Annotated in this window: 16 protein-coding genes; 7 read left to right on the top strand and 9 right to left on the bottom strand. The window is 68.5% G+C overall.

Annotation, left to right across the window (positions count from 1 at the left end):
• Positions 1 to 126: 126 nt before the first annotated feature.
• Genes CA951_RS11105 through CA951_RS11095 form a run of 3 tightly spaced genes read left to right on the top strand, consistent with a single transcriptional unit; the run spans position 127 to position 4,660 of the window.
• On the top strand, positions 127 to 954 hold the full coding sequence (locus tag CA951_RS11105; protein WP_087556894.1) for a xanthine dehydrogenase family protein subunit M: 828 nt from the start codon (positions 127 to 129) through the stop codon (positions 952 to 954).
• On the top strand, positions 951 to 3,668 hold the full coding sequence (locus CA951_RS11100) for a molybdopterin-dependent oxidoreductase (RefSeq protein WP_087556893.1): 2,718 nt from the start codon (positions 951 to 953) through the stop codon (positions 3,666 to 3,668). The genes CA951_RS11105 and CA951_RS11100 overlap by 4 nt, the downstream gene beginning before the upstream one ends.
• 17 nt (positions 3,669 to 3,685) lie before the next feature.
• Positions 3,686 to 4,660, top strand: a complete 975-nt coding sequence (locus CA951_RS11095) for an antibiotic biosynthesis monooxygenase (protein ID WP_087556892.1) — start codon at positions 3,686 to 3,688, stop codon at positions 4,658 to 4,660.
• A gap of 9 nt (positions 4,661 to 4,669) precedes the next feature.
• On the opposite strand, the gene CA951_RS11090 is transcribed toward CA951_RS11095, so the two are convergent.
• From CA951_RS11090 to CA951_RS11070, 5 genes are all read right to left on the bottom strand, one after another.
• Positions 4,670 to 7,852: a multicopper oxidase family protein gene (locus CA951_RS11090; RefSeq protein ID WP_087557034.1), complete on the bottom strand. Its 3,183-nt coding sequence runs from the start codon at positions 7,850 to 7,852 to the stop codon at positions 4,670 to 4,672.
• Positions 7,853 to 7,941: 89 nt separating this feature from the next.
• Entirely contained in the window at positions 7,942 to 9,135 is a 1,194-nt protein-coding gene (locus CA951_RS11085; protein WP_087556891.1) for an ABC transporter permease, read from the bottom strand.
• Positions 9,132 to 10,028: an ABC transporter ATP-binding protein gene (locus CA951_RS11080; protein WP_087556890.1), complete on the bottom strand. Its 897-nt coding sequence runs from the start codon at positions 10,026 to 10,028 to the stop codon at positions 9,132 to 9,134. Before CA951_RS11080 ends, CA951_RS11085 begins: the two co-directional genes overlap by 4 nt.
• A 29-nt stretch (positions 10,029 to 10,057) precedes the next feature.
• Positions 10,058 to 10,612, bottom strand: coding sequence for a hypothetical protein (locus tag CA951_RS11075; protein WP_087556889.1), 555 nt, complete (start codon positions 10,610 to 10,612; stop codon positions 10,058 to 10,060).
• Positions 10,605 to 10,910, bottom strand: a complete 306-nt coding sequence (locus CA951_RS11070; RefSeq protein ID WP_087556888.1) for a helix-turn-helix transcriptional regulator — start codon at positions 10,908 to 10,910, stop codon at positions 10,605 to 10,607. The genes CA951_RS11075 and CA951_RS11070 overlap by 8 nt, the downstream gene beginning before the upstream one ends.
• Positions 10,911 to 11,055: 145 nt before the next feature.
• Here CA951_RS11070 and fdxA point away from each other — a divergent pair, with 145 nt between their 5' ends.
• On the top strand, positions 11,056 to 11,382 hold the full coding sequence (gene fdxA / locus CA951_RS11065; protein ID WP_005244047.1) for a ferredoxin: 327 nt from the start codon (positions 11,056 to 11,058) through the stop codon (positions 11,380 to 11,382).
• On the opposite strand, the gene CA951_RS11060 is transcribed toward fdxA, so the two are convergent.
• Complete coding sequence (locus tag CA951_RS11060) at positions 11,383 to 13,023, bottom strand: ABC-F family ATP-binding cassette domain-containing protein (protein WP_087556887.1); 1,641 nt, start codon at positions 13,021 to 13,023, stop codon at positions 11,383 to 11,385.
• A gap of 68 nt (positions 13,024 to 13,091) precedes the next feature.
• Positions 13,092 to 13,685, bottom strand: coding sequence for a bifunctional 2-polyprenyl-6-hydroxyphenol methylase/3-demethylubiquinol 3-O-methyltransferase UbiG (locus CA951_RS11055; RefSeq protein WP_087556886.1), 594 nt, complete (start codon positions 13,683 to 13,685; stop codon positions 13,092 to 13,094).
• Positions 13,686 to 13,824: 139 nt separating this feature from the next.
• Between CA951_RS11055 and CA951_RS11050 the strand changes: the two genes are divergently transcribed.
• Entirely contained in the window at positions 13,825 to 14,673 is an 849-nt protein-coding gene (locus CA951_RS11050) for an aldo/keto reductase (RefSeq protein WP_087556885.1), read from the top strand.
• Positions 14,674 to 14,731: 58 nt separating this feature from the next.
• Here CA951_RS11050 and CA951_RS11045 read toward each other — a convergent pair whose 3' ends face one another.
• Positions 14,732 to 15,172 carry a cupin domain-containing protein gene (locus CA951_RS11045; RefSeq protein WP_087557033.1) on the bottom strand — a complete coding sequence of 147 codons (441 nt, stop codon included), beginning with the start codon at positions 15,170 to 15,172 and terminating at the stop codon, positions 14,732 to 14,734.
• A gap of 152 nt (positions 15,173 to 15,324) precedes the next feature.
• Between CA951_RS11045 and CA951_RS44115 the strand changes: the two genes are divergently transcribed.
• Together CA951_RS44115 and CA951_RS11040 are read left to right on the top strand one after the other, a co-directional pair.
• Entirely contained in the window at positions 15,325 to 15,453 is a 129-nt protein-coding gene (locus CA951_RS44115; RefSeq protein WP_009478066.1) for a hypothetical protein, read from the top strand.
• A gap of 4 nt (positions 15,454 to 15,457) precedes the next feature.
• A complete protein-coding gene (locus CA951_RS11040) occupies positions 15,458 to 15,829 on the top strand; it encodes a hypothetical protein (RefSeq protein ID WP_087556884.1) in 372 nt (123 codons plus the stop codon).
• On the opposite strand, the gene CA951_RS11035 is transcribed toward CA951_RS11040, so the two are convergent.
• Positions 15,789 to 17,906, bottom strand: a complete 2,118-nt coding sequence (locus CA951_RS11035) for an MMPL family transporter (protein WP_087556883.1) — start codon at positions 17,904 to 17,906, stop codon at positions 15,789 to 15,791. The genes CA951_RS11040 and CA951_RS11035 overlap by 41 nt on opposite strands.
• Positions 17,907 to 17,956 lie beyond the last annotated feature (50 nt).

Here is a 17,956-nt window from a genome sequence, read left to right as displayed (position 1 = left end):
CGGTCGCTCGCCCCGGGTGGAACAGGGCAAAAAACGCCGAGAGGGCTACTGCGGTGTCTAGAGTCAGGTGAGTTGACGCAGGCCGGGTACGAGAACGACGACACTTTTCCCGAGTGGAGCAGTCATATGGACCTCAACACCATCACCGATGTCGTGCGGCGACCACCCGACCGCCCGGGCGCGCAGTGGCGGGACGGCGACGCGTGGCTGGCCGGGGGAACGTGGTTGTTCTCCGAGCCGCAACCCGGCCTGCGCAGGCTCGTCGATCTGACGGCGCTCGGCTGGGATTCGCTGGTGCCGAGCGATGCGGGTCTGGAGATCGGGGCGACGTGCACGGTCCGTGACCTGTATGCCTTTGCGCCGCCGGACGACTGGCTCGCCGGCTCGCTGTTCGCCACGAGTTGTGAGGCGTTCCTGGCGTCGTTCAAGGTCTGGAATTCGGCGACGGTGGGCGGCAACATCTGCATGTCGCTGCCCGCGGGCCCGATGATCACGATGGCCGTCGCACTCGAGGCGACGTACACACTGTGGGCGGCCGACGGGTCCGAGCGCACCGTGGACGCCGCCGACTTCGTCACGGGCAACCACGAGAACGTCCTCGCGCCGGGTGAGATCCTGCGGCGCATCGACATCCCGGTCGGCGCCCTGCGCAAGCGTCACGCGCACCGCCGGTTCACACTGACACACCTGGGCCGGTCGACGCTGTTCATGATCGGCACCGGGTCGTCCGATGCAGACGGTATGCTGCTCACGATCACGGCGGGCACCACCCGTCCGATCCGGTTCGCGTTCGACACCGTGCCCGACGCCGGGACGCTGCAGCAGAGCATCGACGCGTTACCCGAGGACGTGTGGTTCGACGACCCCAACGGCACCCCCGACCACCGTCGTCACCTCGCGAAGCATTACGCCGAGGAGATCCGGATCGAACTCGCGGCAGGAGGGCGGCGATGACGTACACCGTCAACGGCAGGACGTTCGACGAGGAGCCGCACCCCGGGCAGTGCCTGCGGACGTTCGTCCGTTCGCTCGGCCATCACGGCGTCAAGAAGGGTTGCGACGCAGGCGATTGCGGAGCGTGCACGGTGTGGCTCGACGGCGATCCCGTGCACAGCTGCATCACACCGGCGTTCCGGGCCGAGGGACGGGAGGTGACCACCATCGAGGGCCTCGGTTCGCCGGACGACCTGCATCCGCTGCAGCGGCAGTTCCGGGACGCCCCCGGGTTCCAGTGCGGCTTCTGCACCGCGGGGATGATCATGACGTCGGCGACGTTCACCGATGCGCAGAAAGCCGACCTGCCCCGCGCGTTGAAGGGCAATCTGTGCCGCTGCACCGGCTACCGCGCGATCGAGGACGCGGTGAACGGTGTCGCCGCGATCGAGGTCGCCGAACCGGGCCGGGCCGTCGGCACCAGCGTCGGGGCGCCCGCGGCCACCGACGTCGTCACGGGCCGCGCCCGATTCACGATGGACACGGAGATCGAGGGCCTGCTGCACATGAAGGTGCTGCATTCGCCGCACGCCCATGCCCGCATCGTGTCGATCGACAAGACGGCGGCGCTCGCGGTTCCCGGAGTGCACCGCGTGTACACGTGGGAGGACGTCCCCCGGAAGCTGTTCACGACCGCGATCCACACCGATCACCTCGTCGACCCCGACGACACGTACATCCTCGACGACACGGTCCGCTTCGCCGGACAGCGGGTGGTCGCGGTGGTGGCAGACACGGTCGGCGCCGCGGAGGAGGGCTGCCGCAGAGTGGTCGTCGAATACGACGTGCTGCCGGCGGTGTTCGACCCGGAGGAGGCGATGGCCGACGGCGCACCGCAATTGCACGGTTCGGACGACCCGTTCGTCCAGGACCCGGTGCGCAACATCCTGCTCGAACTGCACGGTGAGGTGGGGGACGTCGAGGCCGGGTTCGTCGAGGCGGACGTGATCCACGAGGGCACGTACTTCACGCCGCGGGTGCAGCATGCACATCTCGAGACGCACGGGTCGATCGCCTGGATGGAGGACGGCCGCCTGCACGTGCGCACGAGTTCGCAGTCGCCGTCGATCGCGAAGGTCAAGCTGGCTCACCTGTTCGATCTGCGCCCCGACCAGTTGCGGGTGTTCTGCGAGCGGGTCGGTGGCGCGTTCGGCGGCAAGCAGGAGGTGATCACGGAGGATCTGGTCGCGCTCGCCACCCTCGACACGGGCAGGCCCGTCTCTCTCGAGTTCACCCGGGAAGAAGAGTTCACGACGGCGTCGCCGCGGCACCCGATGAAGCTGACGGTCAAGCTCGGCGCCCGGGCCGACGGCACGCTCACGGCGTTCCAGGTGCGCAACGTGTCGAACACGGGCGCGTACGGCAACCACGGCGGCGAGACGTTGTTCGCCGCCGGCGCCGCGATATCGACGTACCGGTGCCTCAACAAGAAGTTCGACGCATATTCCGTCTACACGAACACCGTGCCCAGCGGGGCGCTGCGCGGGTACGGCATGACGCAGCCCGCGTTCGCGGTCGAGTCCGCCATCACCGAGCTGGCGGTCGCGCTGGGCATCGACCCCGTCGAGTTGCGGCGCCGCAACATCGTCCGCCCCGGCGACTCGCTGGTGGCGATCGACGACGGACCCGACGACGTCGTGTTCGGGGAGGACGGGCTCGGGCAGTGCATCGACCTCGTGGACGCCGCACTGGGACGGACGGGGAACGGGCAGGTGCCGGGCGAGGATTGGCTCGTCGGCGTGGGCACCGCGTGTGGGCTTCACGAGACCGCGCCCCCGACCGAACACATCTCGGAAGCGTGGGCGACGCTCGGCGACGACGGCGTGTACGAACTCGCCGTCGGCACCGTCGAATTCGGTGAGGGGACGTCGACGGCGCACGTGCAGATCGCGGCCACCCAGCTCGGCACCACGCCGTCGCGGGTGCGTCTCGTGCAGTCCGACACCGATCGCACGGGTTTCGACACGGGGGCGTTCGCCAGTGCGGGGCTCTTCGTCGCGGGCAACGCCGTGTCGCAGGCGTCGGAAGCGCTGCGCACCCGCATCCTGGCGTTCGCCGCCGCGCACACCGGGGTCGACGTCGCGTCCTGCTCGATGGACGACGACGCGGTGCTCTGCGACGGCACACGCGTGCCGCTGACCGAACTCCTCGACGCCGCCCGGCCCCGCGGCATCCGGTTCACGGAGGCGCGCAAGGCGTACGGGTCGCCGCGCAGCGTCGTCTCCAACGCCCACGGTTTCCGCATCGCCGTCCACCGGGTGACGGGCGAGATCCGCATCCTCGACAGCGTCCAGGCCACGGACGCCGGGGTCATCATCAACCCGGTGCAGGTGCGCGGCCAGATCGAGGGCGGCGTCGCCCAGGGCATCGGATTCGTGTTGACCGAGAACTTCCACGTCGACGACAACGGTGTGATGACCAACCCCAACCTGCGCAACTACCGCATCCCCACCTTCGCCGACATTCCCCGGACCGAAGTGCTGCTGGTCGATTCTTCGGATTCCGTCGGGCCGATGCGTGCGAAGGGAATGGCGGAGTGCTGCATCAACCCGGTGGCGCCTGCGCTGGCCAACGCGCTGGAAGACGCGACGGGTGTGCGTTTCCGCGAGTTGCCGCTCACCCCCGAGCGCATCTACAGCCGCATCGGCGAGAGCCGATCGGTTCCGACGACCTGAGCGGTGAGGAGTAGGCGATGGACACCGAGAAGGTCACCGGCAACGCCGCGACGGTCATCATCGGCCAGAAGGTGCGTGCCGGTTCCGAGGAGGCCTTCGAGGCCTGGCAGCGGGACATGAACGCGGCGGCGTCCCGCTACCCCGGGTTTCTGGGCGCCGAGATCTCCGCACCCACTGCCGTGCAACCCGACTGGGTCGTGGTCTACCGCTTCGATTCCGTCGCCCACGTGCAGGCGTGGATCAACAGCGCCACCCGGCAGGAGCGGCTGGATCAGGGGCAACCGTACTTCGACGGTCCCGCCACGCAGCAGGTCATCACCGGTGGCGGCGTGCGGGAGGCGGATCCGCTCGTGACGGTCGTCGTGACGCACCGTGTCCGCCCGGAACACGTCGACGACTTCCTCGCGTGGCAGGACCGACTGCGCTTGGAGGAGAGCAGATTCGACGGCTTCCGCGGGAGCGAACTGTTCCGCCCCGTCGAAGGTGTCCAGGACGAGTGGACCGCGCTGTACCGCTACGACAACGCCGCCGACCTCGACACGTGGCTCACCTCGACGAAACGGCAGGAACTGCTCGCGGAGGGGGAGAAGTTCCACGACTTCGAATTGCGCACCATCGACAACTCGTTCGGCAGCTGGTTTGCGTTCGACGAGAACGGCCACGAGGCGCCGCCGCCGTCCGAGACGAAGACGTCGGTCGCGGTGTGGGTCGGCCTCTATCCGACGGTCGTGATCCTCACCCTCGCGCTGTCGCCGCTGCAGATGCCGCTGTGGCTCGGCCTGCTCGTCGGAAATCTGCTGTCCAGCTTCATCATGAGCTTCGTGACGATGCCGTACTACGTGAACCGGATACTGGGGCACTGGCTGCGGCCGGCGCCTGGTGTTCCCGAAGCGAAGATGAACCGTCGAGGGCTCGCCGTCGTCGCCGGGGCTATGGTGTTCTGGGTCGTCGTCTTCTACTTGGTGACCACCCAGTTCTGGACCCTGCCCTGACACCGGCCCCTACCGGCCGCCGAGCGGCACGGATCCGTGCGCCGCGGGGAGCGCGGGGAGCGCACCCAGGGGTAGCGGCACCAGCGTCGTGGACTGCGGGTCCGGGCGCCCCAGCCCGAACTTGCGCACCTCGGCGCCGCCCGGCCCGCCGCCGCTGACGAGCAGGTCGGCGCCCGTGGTGGTGCTGGTCGTGGCCACCTGCACGCCGGTGCCGGGAGTGCCACCGGCGAACGGCGCGAACGAGGCGATCTGGGTGAAGGCGACGGCGCCGTCGGAGTGATGGTTCGGGCTCTCCACATACATGCCCGGCTCGCCGTCGAGGCGTGACCCGCTCGACCACACACGGACCGTGCCGTCGCCCCCGAGCATGCCGGTGACGATGCTCTTCGCTCCGCCTTCGGCGCCCGCCACCCAGCCCGTCGAGAGGGAGACACCGCCGAGGTAGTTCTCGTCGAAGGCCAGGAATTCCGACGTCATCCGCGGGCCGCCGGTGTGGCCGGCGTGCTCGTCCGCGGTGCCGTCGGCCTGAGCCGCGGCGGTCGGCTCGAACAGGTCGTACCGGAACGTCTTCACGCGCGGCGCTTCTCCCGGCCCCGGAGCGGTGACGATGCTCGCCCGGCCCGACGCGGTGTCGACCAGACCGGTGGCGACGGTGACCCCGGACTGCGAACCGGGGTACGGCGTGAACGTCGCGAAGGTCTCGGGTGCTGCGCCCTTGTCCGTGGGCAGGGTGGACGAGAACACCTTCACCTGCGACTCGGTGCCCGGCCCGGTGCCGACGATGATGTTGTCGGCCAGCGCGTTTCCGTCGATGTCCGCGCCCGCGACGTTCACACCCCCGCGGAAACCGGCGTCGAACGGGGCGAATCGGGTCAACTCCGCGGTGAACGGTCCGGAGCCGACGTCGTTGCCGTCGTACGCGACGACCTCGGGCGCCACACCCGCACCGGTGCCGGCGACGAGGTCGAGAATCATGTCGCCGTTGACGTCGGCCATCCCCACCGTCGGGGTGCCCTCGAAGGCCGGGAACGGGGTGACGGCGGCGATCACCTTGTCGCCGTTGCCGTCGTGGACCTGCACGGTGGCGGGGGTGCCCGGCGTTCCCGGCACCGCCACCGCGTACGTCGACACTTCGGGAATCACGTTGACGGTGGCCATCAGCCCGTTGTCCTCGTGGTTGAGGCGGTGGCAGTGGATCACGAAAGTGCCGGTGTACTCGGTGAATTTGGTGCGCAGCGTCACCGATGCGGGCTCCAGCGCGGTCTCGTTCGCGTCCGTGACGGGCGCGGGCACGTTGACGTTGTCCTCACCCCAGGGCTGCACCCCGGTCCTGGTGCCCGCGACCGGATCGACGATGTCCATCACCTGGAAGTCGTTGACGTGGATGTGCATCGGATGCTCGTCGTTGTTGAGGTTCGTGATCGTCCATTCCTCGACCGAATTGAGCCGCGGCTGGATCAAGGGGATGTTCGGGAACGTGTTGTCGTCGAACTCGTACGTGAACGCCTTCGGGTCGCTGTTGCTGGCCTTCTCGTTGCCGAACCCGCCGGACACTGTGAGGGTCCGCTTCACGTCGGGCGTCATCACCGACGTGTCCACGAACGACGTGTAGGCGTCGAGGTTCTGGCCGGGTTCGAACGGCGTGGTCCGGCCTTCCCCGCTGTCGGGGGTGACGTGGACGAGAGTCTGGGTGGGGAAGGTGAAGAAGCCGTCGGCGTAGCTGATGACCGACGGGTCGACGGTCACGGTGCCCAGTTCGGCGGGCGGATTGTCGGTGCCGTTGTTCGTGTAGAGCACCCCGGGATTGGTGACGGGTTTCGCCCCGTCCAGCGGCGGCATGTCGAGCACCAGGTCGCCGGTGTCCGGCATGGTCACGGCGATCGCGTACCGCGACCCCGGCGGGATGACGAGCCGGGTGCCGTCACCGCCGACCGGCCGCTGCACCTGGGTGAAGGGGTTGCCGTCCTGGCCGACGATCGAGAACTGGGGATGCTTGCCCGTCGCGGTCTCGGTGAGCCGGAGCGGCATGTACGCGAAATCGCTGATGTTGGCCAGTACCCAGATCTCCGTCTGGCCCGGCTTCAGTTTCAGATCCGGCTGGAACTGCCCGTTGATCGTGTACTGCACGTCGCGCTCGTTGTCCGGTAGTGACGGATCGGCGGGGATGTTCGTCGAATCACTGCGGAAACTCTGCAGATTGCCCGGCACGAACTGGTTCTGCCCGCGGTGATTCGCCGGGGACAGCGGCCCGGCGTACCAGTTGGTGACGTACTGGGCACCCTCCGTCGTGTCGGCGAAGTTCACCGGGGCGAGGCTCGGCGAGTACGTGCCGTCGGCGAGTTGCGATCCCTCCGGGGGCTTCAGGGTGCTCACGAACTGCGGCCAGTTGGGGTCGTTCAGCTGGTGCCCACTGCCCTTGCGGTCGAAGACGAAGTTGTACTGCAGCGCCATGTCGCGGATGGGAACGTCGTTCTGCGTCACCCGGGGAAGGTTGCCATCGGGCCGCCCGATCTCCAGCAGACCCGCGAGCCCCGCGTACGTCTGCTGCGCGGTCAGTGTGTGACGGTGACTGTGGTACCAGTACATTCCGTTCGGCATGTCCTTCGGCACCGCGTAGTCGTAGACGTTGCCCATCCCGGCAGGGATGTCGAGCAGCACGTTGTCGGCGTTGCCGTCCGGGCTCACGTGCAGACCGTGGGTGTGCAGATTCAGCGGCGCGGACTCGAGGGCCGGCGGATAGATCGGGACGTCACCGCCCGCCGGCGTGAACGCGGGATCGTAGAAGTCCTCGATCGTCAGGTCCCGCAGATCGTTGTCGTAGTGGATGATCAGGCGCTCGCCGGGATCGACGCGCAACGTCGGCGCCGGATAGACGTCGTCGCCCGTGGTCGAGCCGTTCGAACTCGTGCCCTGCAGAACCTCGTATCCGAAGACCAGGAAGTTGGACACCGGTTCCGAGACGGTGTCGAGGTCGACGGTGCCCTGATGGGCGGACAGCCGGACTTCGAGCACACCGTTCTCGCTCGACAGCTTGACCGGTTCCTCGTACGCGACGGGGGAGCCGTCGGGCCCGGCGTTGCCACCGGCCGAGGAGGTCGGCTCGTCGGACGTGCACGCCGTCAGCGCCGACGTCATGGACACGACCACGGCGACGGCGATGGCGACGAGCGGCTTCCTGCGGCGGACGACCATGGTGTTCCCCGTTCCGAAACGGCAGCTGAGCAGCATCGATCGACGATTCGAAGACTACTCGGGGAACTTGGTCGGGCGCCGGGAATTCACTACCTCCCGAGCGCCTCCTTCCACGACACGACCTTGCCGATCCGCAGGATGGAACGCTGGTAGATCTTCGCGGCCAGCACGCTGAGTGCGGCGGTCACCGCGAGCATCAGCGCGATGGTGACGACGACCTGGACCGGGGACGCCACCCCGGCGGCGATGCGCAGCGGCATCAGGATCGCCGAGAACGGCGGAATCCAGCTGAGGACGTTGCTCAGGGTGCCGTCCGGGTTGCTCACCGAGGAGAAGGCGCTGAAGAACATGATGACGATCAGGACCATCAGCGGCGAGGCGGTGGCGTTGACATCCTCCTGCCGCGACACCATCGACCCGGCCGCGGCGTACAGGACGGCGAAGAACGCGAATCCGAGCACGAACCAGCCGAGCGTCCCGGCCAGCACCCCGATCGCCGTCCCCGTCACGGTGAGCACGCCCGTCGCGAGACCGGCCGCGACCCCGGCGACACCGTAGGCGGTCAGCTGGACGAGACCGACCGCGCCGATGCCGATCACCTTGCCCCACAGCAGTTGCAGGGGGCGCAGCGTCGACAGGAGCAGTTCCACGACGCGACTCGACTTCTCCTCGACCACACCCATCGCCACGTACATGCCGAACATCATGATCTGCATGTACAGCAGGACGACCACTGCGACGGACAGGGCCACGCGCTGGCCCTTCTCCGGGTCGGGCGGGTCGAGAGCGTCGACGGTGACGACCGCCCGGCCGGTCGCGGCGGCGAGTTCCGCGGGGTCCACACCCTGCGCGGCGAGGGCGCCGGCCTGGGCCTGCTGGATGACGGCCGCATCGATCACGGTGCGGAGTCCGGAACCCAGCTCGGATTCGGTGACGGCCGTGACCGATCCGCCGGTGCCGGGAATCAGCGCGACGTCGAGGTCACCACTGCCCACCTGGTCCCGCGCGGCCTGTTCGTCGGCCGCCGGAACGACGTCGACCGGTGTCCCGGTCGCGTCACCGGTGGCGACGAGAACCGGCGCGAGCGACTGGTCGCCGACGAGTCCGATGGTGGCGCGGTCTTCGTCGCCGCCCGAGAACAGCGAGTACGCGACGATGCCACCGACGATGGCCAGCAGGATGATCACGTTGCTGATGACGAAGCTCTTCTTCGCCACCTGCGTGAGGAATTCGCGGCGGGCTACGAGGCCGATCGCGCGGGCGGGGCTCAGCGGGGCACTCATGCGGTGACCACCTCTCGGAACAGATCGGTCAGGGTGGGCCTGTGCAGCGAGAACTCGTGCACCGGTCCGGTTTTCAGGGCCGTGTGCAGCACCAGCTGGTCGTCCACGTGGGCGTCGAGCGACAGCAGGGTGCGGCCGTCGAGGTGACTGATCGTGGTGACTCCGGCCAGGTGATGGGCCCAGCCGACCGGCGCCTCCGGTGCGTGGACTTCCAGTTGGGCGTTGCCGCCGCCGCGCAGTTCGTCGACGGTGCCGACCGCACGCATCCGGCCGTGGCTGATGATCCCGACGCGGTGGCACAGGCGCTGGACGAGTTCGAGTTGATGGCTCGAGAAGATCACCGGCACTCCGGTGTTCGCCTTCTCCACCAGTACGTCGCTCATGACGTCCACCGCGACGGGGTCGAGCCCGGAGAAGGGTTCGTCGAGAACCAGCACCGCGGGATCGTGGACCAGCGCGGCGGCCAGTTGGACGCGTTGCTGATTGCCGAGCGAGAGTGCGTCGACGGTGTCGCCGACACGGTCCGCGATGCCGAGACGTTCGGTCCAGCGTGCGACGGCGTCCCGCGCCGCGGAGCGGGGAAGGCCGTGCAGTTCGGCGAGGTAGGCGAGTTGCTTGCCCACCTTCATCTTCGGGTACAGCCCGCGTTCCTCCGGCATGTAGCCGATGGTGCGCCGCACGTCCAGGTCCACCGGGTTGCCGCCCAGCCGGACCTCGCCGGAATCGGCGGACAGGACGCCCAGCGCGATGCGCATCGTGGTGGTCTTGCCCGCGCCGTTGCTGCCGACGAAACCGAAGATCTCACCGGGGCGGACCTCGAAGGACAGGTCGTCGAGTGCGACGACGTCACCGTACCGCTTGGAGATGCCGTCGATCGTGAGGGTCTGAGACATGGGTCCTTCCCATCTGGAGGCGGATGTTCCTACGAGGCCAGGTCGTCCGAGGCCAGGTCGTCGGGTTCGGGGTCGGGTCGGGTCCAGCCGAGGATCATGGCCGGCGTGCAACCCCCGACCATCAGCGCGGTGACGACGAGCAGTCCGGCGGCGTACGGCACGTTGCTGTGATCGGCGTCCAGCGCGCCGACGAAGATCAGATACATCGCCGGGAGGAGCGTCAGTAGCTGAGTGACCGTGAGTCCGATCGAGCGGGCACTGTTGCGTTGCTGGATCTCCCACTCGTCGAGAGCGTCGCGCGGCGCGTCCCCCTGTCGCCCGGACACGATCTGCAGCATCGTCCACAGCGGGAAGAACAACAGGCACGCGGGCAGCCAGAGCAGGGGTCCGACGGTCATGTCGACATGACACACGATCCCCACGGCGGTCATGAACACGAACGTCACCGCGAGGGCGACCACGAGGATTCGTCGACGGCTGCGCGTCCGCCACCTCGGTAGCCACGTGCGGTAACGACTCTCGTTCTGGAGGAATCTGCGCGTCCGGAACCCCTGGTACCTCTCGATCAGATTCGTCTCAGGCATGGGAACTCTCCCCGCTTCCTGTCGTGGACGGCGGTCGGTGGGTGCGGTACAGCTCGGTGGACAGGGGCCCGAACTCGGTGCGGGAGAAAATGGCTTCCACCGGGAGTTCGAACACCCACGAGATCCGGAACGCCAGGTCGAGGCTGGGGTAGTGGTCGCCCCGTTCGAGCGCACCGACGGTCTGCGGATTGACGTCGATCAGTCCCGCCAGCTGAGCCCGGCTCATCCCGCGTTCGGCACGCAGCACGCCGATGCGGTTGTAGATGGGCAGGGAGTCCCCGCGCCGCACTGGACTCATGCAACAAAGTGTTGTGAAAACCCAACAGTTTGTCAACCGTGGGCAACGGGATGTGGGTGCCGAAATGACAGGTTGACCCTGGGGAATTGAGTGGCAGAGTGGAGGCGATTCGCGCAGGACGCCAAGAAAGGACAGGATTACAGACGTGACGTACACCATCGCGGAGCCCTGTGTCGACGTTCTGGACAAGGCATGCATCGAAGAATGTCCTGTCGACTGCATTTACGAAGGCGGTCGGATGCTCTACATCCACCCCGACGAATGCGTCGACTGCGGTGCCTGTGAGCCCGTCTGCCCCGTCGAGGCGATCTTCTACGAGGACGACGTCCCGGACCAGTGGGTCGAGTACACCAAGGCGAACGCCGACTTCTTCGACGACCTGGGATCCCCCGGTGGCGCCGCGAAGCTCGGGAAGGTCGACTACGACCCGCCGTTCGTCAAGGCGCTGCCGCCCATGGCGGAGGGCGACTGACTACTCCTCGGACAGCCTGCCGCCGTCCATCCGCCAGCGGCGGGTGCTGCGCGTCGAATCCAGCATCCGCCGGTCGTGGGTGACGAGCAGCAGCGTGCCGTCGAAGTTCTCCATCGCCTGCTCGAGCTGTTCGATCGCCGGAAGGTCCAGGTGGTTGGTGGGCTCGTCGAGCACCAGCAGGTTCACGCCCCGCGCCTGCAGCAGGGCGAGGGCGGCGCGGGTGCGTTCGCCGGGCGACAGCGACGCCGCGGGCCGCAGCACGTGGTGTCCCTTGAGCCCGAACTTCGCGAGCAGCGTCCGCACGTCGGCGTCCGGCCAGTCCGGGACCTGCGCCGCGAACGCGTCGGACACCTTCTCGGCACCCTCGAACAGGCCGCGGGCCTGATCGATCTCGCCGATCGCCACACCCGAACCGAGTGAGGCGGTGCCCGCGTCCAGGGCGATCTTGCCGAGGAGCACCTTCAGCAGGGTCGTCTTCCCGGAGCCGTTGGCGCCGGTGACGATGATCCGATCACCCCAGTCCACCTGAGTGGTGACCGGGCCGAACGTGAACTCGCGGTCCCCACCCCACGCGACGGTGGCACCGTTCGCCGTCGCCACCACCGAACCGCTTCGGGGCGCGGCGGCGATCTCCATCCGCAGTTCCCACTCCTTGCGCGGCTCCTCGACCACCTCCAGCCGCTCGATCCGGCGTTGCGTCTGCCGGGCCTTCGCGGCCTGCTTCTCGGTGGACTCGGTGCGCAGCCCCTTGCCGATCTTGTCGTTGTCCTTCGCCTTGCGGCGGGCGTTGCGGACGCCGTGCTCCATCCAGTTCCGCTGCATCTGCGCGCGGTCCTCGAGATCCGACCGGGTTCCGGCGTACTCCTCGTACGCCTCCCGGGCATGCCTGCGTGCGATCTCCCGTTCGGCGAGATACGAGTCGTAGCTGCCGTCGTAGACCGCGATCTGCTGCTGCGCGAGGTCGAGTTCCACGATGCCGGTCACGGTGCGCGCCAGGAATTCTCGATCGTGACTCACCACCACCATCGCCGCGCGACTCTCGCCGACGAAGCGCTCGAGCTGCTCGAGCCCCACCAGGTCGAGGTCGTTGGTCGGCTCGTCGAGCAGCAGCACGTCGTACCGGGACAGCAGCAGCGACGCCAACCCGGCCCGCGCCGCCTGCCCACCGGACAGCGACGTCATGTGTGCGTCGAGTGGCACGCCCAGCCCGAGGTCGCTCACGACCTTCTCCGCACGCTCGGCGAGGTCGGCGCCGCCCAGCGCCAGCCAGCGTTCCAGCGCGGGGGAGTAGAGGTCCTCGTCCGACTCGCCGAGCGTTTCGGCGGCCGTGTTCATGGTGTGCTCGGCCTCGGTGACGCCCGTCCTGCGGCCCAGGAAGTCGAGCACGGTCTCGCCGGCGATCCGGTCCGGTTCCTGAGCGAGGTAGCCGACGGCGGCGTCGGGCGGGCTGAGCACGATGCTGCCCTCGACGTCCGCGGACCCGATCCCCGCGAGGGTGGTCAGCAGCGTCGACTTGCCTGCACCGTTCGCCCCCACCAGTCCGGTCACGTCGCCGGGGGCGACGGTCAGGTCGAGGTCGGAGAACAGGGTGCGCTCACCGCGCGAAGCCGACAGTCCGCTGATGCGCAGTGTTGCAGTCACCTGACGATTGTCCCAGGACCCGTGAGTACTTGTTAACCGCGGGCGGTTAACAAGTACTCACGGGCGCGTCAGCGCTTGACGAGCCGGAACCAGCGGGGGTCGGCCTTCTTGAGCGGTCCCGGCATACCGGTCGTGTCGGCGTCGACGTCCGACACGAGTTTCCACTTCTCGAACGTGCGCTCCACGTCGGAGCGGGACACACCCCGCGGCAGCGGGCCGCGATGGCCCGGCCCGAACGCGAACATCAGCAGCGTGGCGTGCGGTTCGGCCACGGTCGTGACGTTCTCGGCGTACGCGACCCGGGCGTGGTCGCTGAGCCCGTGGTAGCACCCCACGTCCAGGATCAGGTGGTACCCGCGACCGACGGCGTGCTCGAGGTCGGTGGCGTCCGCGTGCATGAACCGCACGTCGACGCCCGCCTTCCGGGCCTTGGACCGCGCCTTGTCGAGGGCCAGCTGGACGGTGTCGATCCCCGTCACCTGCCACCCCCGCCGGGCCAGTTCGATGGCGTGGTCGCCGGTGCCGCATCCGATGTCGAGGACCTCGCCCGGTGGTGCGTCGAAGGGATCGATCAATGTCTCGATCTGGTTCCCGAAGACCCGGCCCGCCTTCACCCAGGGCGTGATCTTGAACCGATAGGCCAATGTGTACCCGAGGCCCATGTCCGCCCCTTTCACCGGGCGCGTCACCACCTGAACGCCGATGCCGTCGGATTACCCGGTGATACCGAAACGACACGCGAAAGTCCACATTCTGAGACGGGCGGGAACATCGGGTCCGGGTGCCCGGTTGGACAGTCCCATGGGTTTCAACACTGCACAGAGTCCTGTACCTACGGTCACGCTGAACGACGGGAACAGCATTCCTGCCCTCGGCTTCGGCGTGTGGCAGGTGCCGGACGACGAGAGCTACGCCGCGGTCGCCGAGGCCCTGAAGGCCGGGTACCGCAGCATCGACACCGCCAAGGTCTACGAGAACGAGACCGGAGTGGGCCGCGCGCTCGCGGACTCCGGCATCGCCCGTGACGAGTTGTTCGTCACCACCAAGCTGTGGAACAGCGACCAGGGTTACGACTCCACGCTCCGCGTGTTCGACGACAGCCTGAGCCGGCTCGGTCTCGACTACGTCGACCTGTACCTCATCCACTGGCCGGTGCCGTCTGCGGACCGCTACGTGGACACGTTCAAGGCCTTCCAGAAGATCAAGGCCGACGGGCGTGCGCGGTCGATCGGTGTCTCCAATTTCACCCCGGAGACCCTCGACCGTCTGATCGCCGAGACCGGCGAGGTACCCGCGCTCAACCAGGTGGAGCTGCACCCGCGGTTCAACCAGGCCGACCTGCGTGCCTTCCACACCGGCAAGGGCATCGCGACCGAGGCGTGGAGCCCGCTGGGGCAGGGCACCGTCCTCGACGACGAGTCCATCGCGAAGATCGCTGCCGCGCACGGTAAGACGACCGCGCAGGTGATCATCCGCTGGCACCTGCAGATCGGGAACGTCGTCATCCCCAAGTCGGTGACGCCGGAGCGTATCGTCGCCAACTTCGACGTCTTCGACTTCGAACTGACCCCCGACGAGATCAACACGATCGGTTCGCTGACCCGGGCCGACGGCCGCCTCGGACCCGACCCGTACACGTTCGGCGCGTAGCACCCGTGCGCCTTTCTGGTTGCTCCAGCTACCAGAAAGGCGCACGAGCGCGAAGCGCCTACAGCTGGAAGTCCGCGAAGTCGAAGCCCGGGGTGACGACGCAACTGACGAGGGTCGGTTCGTCGCCCTCGGGCTTCGCGCGTTGCCAGTGCCGCGGCGGGACGAGCAGTTGCGGTTGCTGGCCCGCCGCGACGTCCGCGCCGAGGACCAGCGCGTCGGGGGAAGCGGGTTCGCTTCCGTCGCCGCCGAGTTCGAGCAGCAGGGGGCTGCCCCGGTGGTACAGCCAGATCTCGGCGCTGCGCACGCTGTGCCACGCCGACTGCTGTCCGGGCATCAGCAGGAACAGGATCGCGGTGCCCGCCGACCGCGGCCCTGGATAGTCGTCCGGCAGGCTCCCCTCCGGGATCGTGACGTCACTGCGCCACGTCTCGCGGTACCAGCCGCCTTCGGGGTGCGGGGCGAGATCGAGGGTGCGGGCCCACTCCGGTAATTCCGTCATGGCCGCCATTGTGCCGCCCCGGCGCCGCGTCCGGGGGTGTGGTTGCACCACCCCTGAGGTGTCTTATCTCGAAGGCCCGGAGCGGCGAGAGTCGTAGGTGTTCAGAAAGCGGGGGCACGACATCCCGTACACCATCGACGACAGGAGACAACATGCTCGGAATCATGCTCGGATTGGGCGGAGCCGCAATCGGACTCGGGATCGGCGTCATGGCCCTCGGGGTCGGCCTGCTTCTCAGCGACGCGACGATCAAGCACGATGTCGGCGAACTCCCGGACTGACTCCGTGTGGGTCGACACCCGTCGGGGGCGGGTGCGGGCGCGAACAGCGGCCCGTACCCGCCACCCGCTGGCGTGGTTTCATTCGCTGCTGACCCGCAAACGCGGGGTGGCCGTCCAGGCGCCGCCCGCCAGTGCGAGCGAGGTGCTCGACCGCCTCGCCGAGATGCCGGTCAGCGTCTGGACCTACGGTTTCGATCACGAATCGGTGCGGCACCTGGGCCCGATGGCGCAGGATTTCGCCACCGCCTTCGGGCTCGGTTCGAACGACCGCCGCATCGCCATGGTGGACGCGAACGGGGTGTGCATGGCGAGCATCCAGGCCCTGTATCGGCGGGTCATCGCGCTCGAAGCGGAAGTGGAGCGCCTGCGGGCGTAGCCGCCCCGCCCCCGTCCCCGCCGGCTGCCGCGTCGCGACGTCCGCCCGGCCGCCACCAGTTGGCGTCGCCCAGCAGGTACATCGTCGCGGGCACCAGCACTATCCGCACGATCGTCGCGTCGATGAGGACCGCGGACGCGAGGCCGACGCCCATCATCTTCACGGTGACGTCGCCGTCGAGCGCGAACCCGGCGAACACCGCGACCATGATCGCCGCCGCACTCGTGATCACCCGGCCCGTCGACGCCAGTCCCTCGACGACGCTCCGGTGCGAGTCGCCCGTGGCGAGCCAGCGTTCGCGGACCCGGGAGAGCAGGAACACCTCGTAGTCCATCGACAGTCCGAACAGGATGGTGAACATGAGGATCGGCACCCAACTCGACACCGGAAGCGCATGGGGGAGGCCGAGTAGCTCTGCACCCCAGCCCCATTGGAACACCATCACCATGACGCCGTAGGCCGCGGCCACCGACAGCAGGTTCATGGCGGCCGCCTTCACCGCGACCACCGGTGCGCGGAACACGAACGTGAGCAGCACCACCGACAGCGCGACGACGAACGCGATCACCAGCCACAGCCGTTCGGCGAGACGGGCCGAGATGTCGGCGAACACGGCGGTGAGTCCGGTGACGTGGACGCCGTCGGCGGCGTCGGACCGGATCCGTTCGAGCAGTTCGGTGCTGCGGGGATCGCTGGGTCCGGTGGCCGGCTGCACCGAGATCAGTGCGGCCGTCGAATCGGCGTTCGTCAGGACGGGCGTCACGGACGCCACCCCGGGTTCAGCCGCGAGGTCATGTGCGATCGACGGAAGCTCGGCTGCCGGAACCTTGTTCAGGTCGACCGCCACCATCAGTGGTCCGTTGGCGCCGGGCCCGAACTCGGCGTCGATCAGGTCGTAGGCCTGCCGGATCGTGTTGGCGGCCGGTGCGCTGCCCGCGTCCTGCGGCCACGTCCGCATGCCCAGCACGGGCGCGGCCAGGAGCAGCAGCACGCCGAGCGCCGTCAGCGCCCACAGCCACGGGCGACGGCTCACCCGGATCGCCCACCGTTCGGTCAGCGGCGACGTCGTCCGACGTTCGGCCCGGGCACGGGACCGTTTGCCGAGCACCCGCGTGCCCGCCAGCCCGCACAGTGCGGGCACCAGCGTGACGGAGGTGAGCATGACGATGCCGACCATCGCGAACGTGGCGTAGCCGAACGACGCGTACATCGGCAGTCCCGACAGCCGCAACCCGAACAGCGAGACGAGGACGGTGGTCCCGGCGAAGATCACCGACGTCCCGGCCGTGGAGTTGGCGGCCGCGACGGCGTCCCGGACCGGCATCCCGGACCGCAGGCCCTCGGTGTACCGGGTGACGAGCAGCAGTGCGTAGTCGATCCCGACGCCGATGCCGACCATCGTCGCGATGGTCGGTGCGATGGTGCTGATACCGGTGAACCCGGCCATGATCGTGATGAGGCCGGACCCGATGCCCACGCCGACGAGTGCCACGGCCAGGGGCAGTCCCGCGGCGACCACGGAACCGAACGCGAACACCAGGATGATCAGCGCCAGGATCATTCCCACCGCCTCGGCGGTGCCCGACGGCTTGGAGATGTTCTCGGGCACCTGCCCGCCCAGTTCCACCTGCATCCCCTGCGCCCGGGTGCCGGCGACCGCGGACTCGAGGGCGTCGACGCCCTCGCTGCCCTGGAAGTCGGTGACCGGGATGCGGTAGTTGAGGCTGATCACCGCCGTGTCGGAGTCCTGGGACAGGCGGGGCGGCGACACGGCACTCACGCCGTTCACGTCCGCCAGCCTGGTGCCGAGATCGATGAGGACGCCGGGAGCGAGCGGGCCCGTGTCGGAGTGCACGACCACCCGGGCGTCCGCCCCCGACATCTCCGGGAATCGTTCGCTCAGCAGATTCGTCCCCTGCTGCGACGGCAGACCGGGCACGTTGTAGTCGTCGTGGTTGGTGCCGCCGAACGCGGATGCGGCGGCGAACACCAGGACGAGCAGCGTCAGCCACGCGGCGATCACCCGCCAGGGACGGGTCGCGGCGGCCGCGCCGAGGCGGGCGAGCAGGGAACTCATGGGGGAGCCTCCAGGAAAGCCGGATGGTTCTGTCGCCTCCGACTGTGCGC

The organism is Rhodococcus sp. NCIMB 12038, from assembly GCF_002165735.1.
Lineage (GTDB): Bacteria > Actinomycetota > Actinomycetes > Mycobacteriales > Mycobacteriaceae > Rhodococcus_F.
The sequence above is the reverse complement of the archived record's forward strand: the minus strand, read 5'-3'. Positions and strand labels throughout refer to the sequence as shown.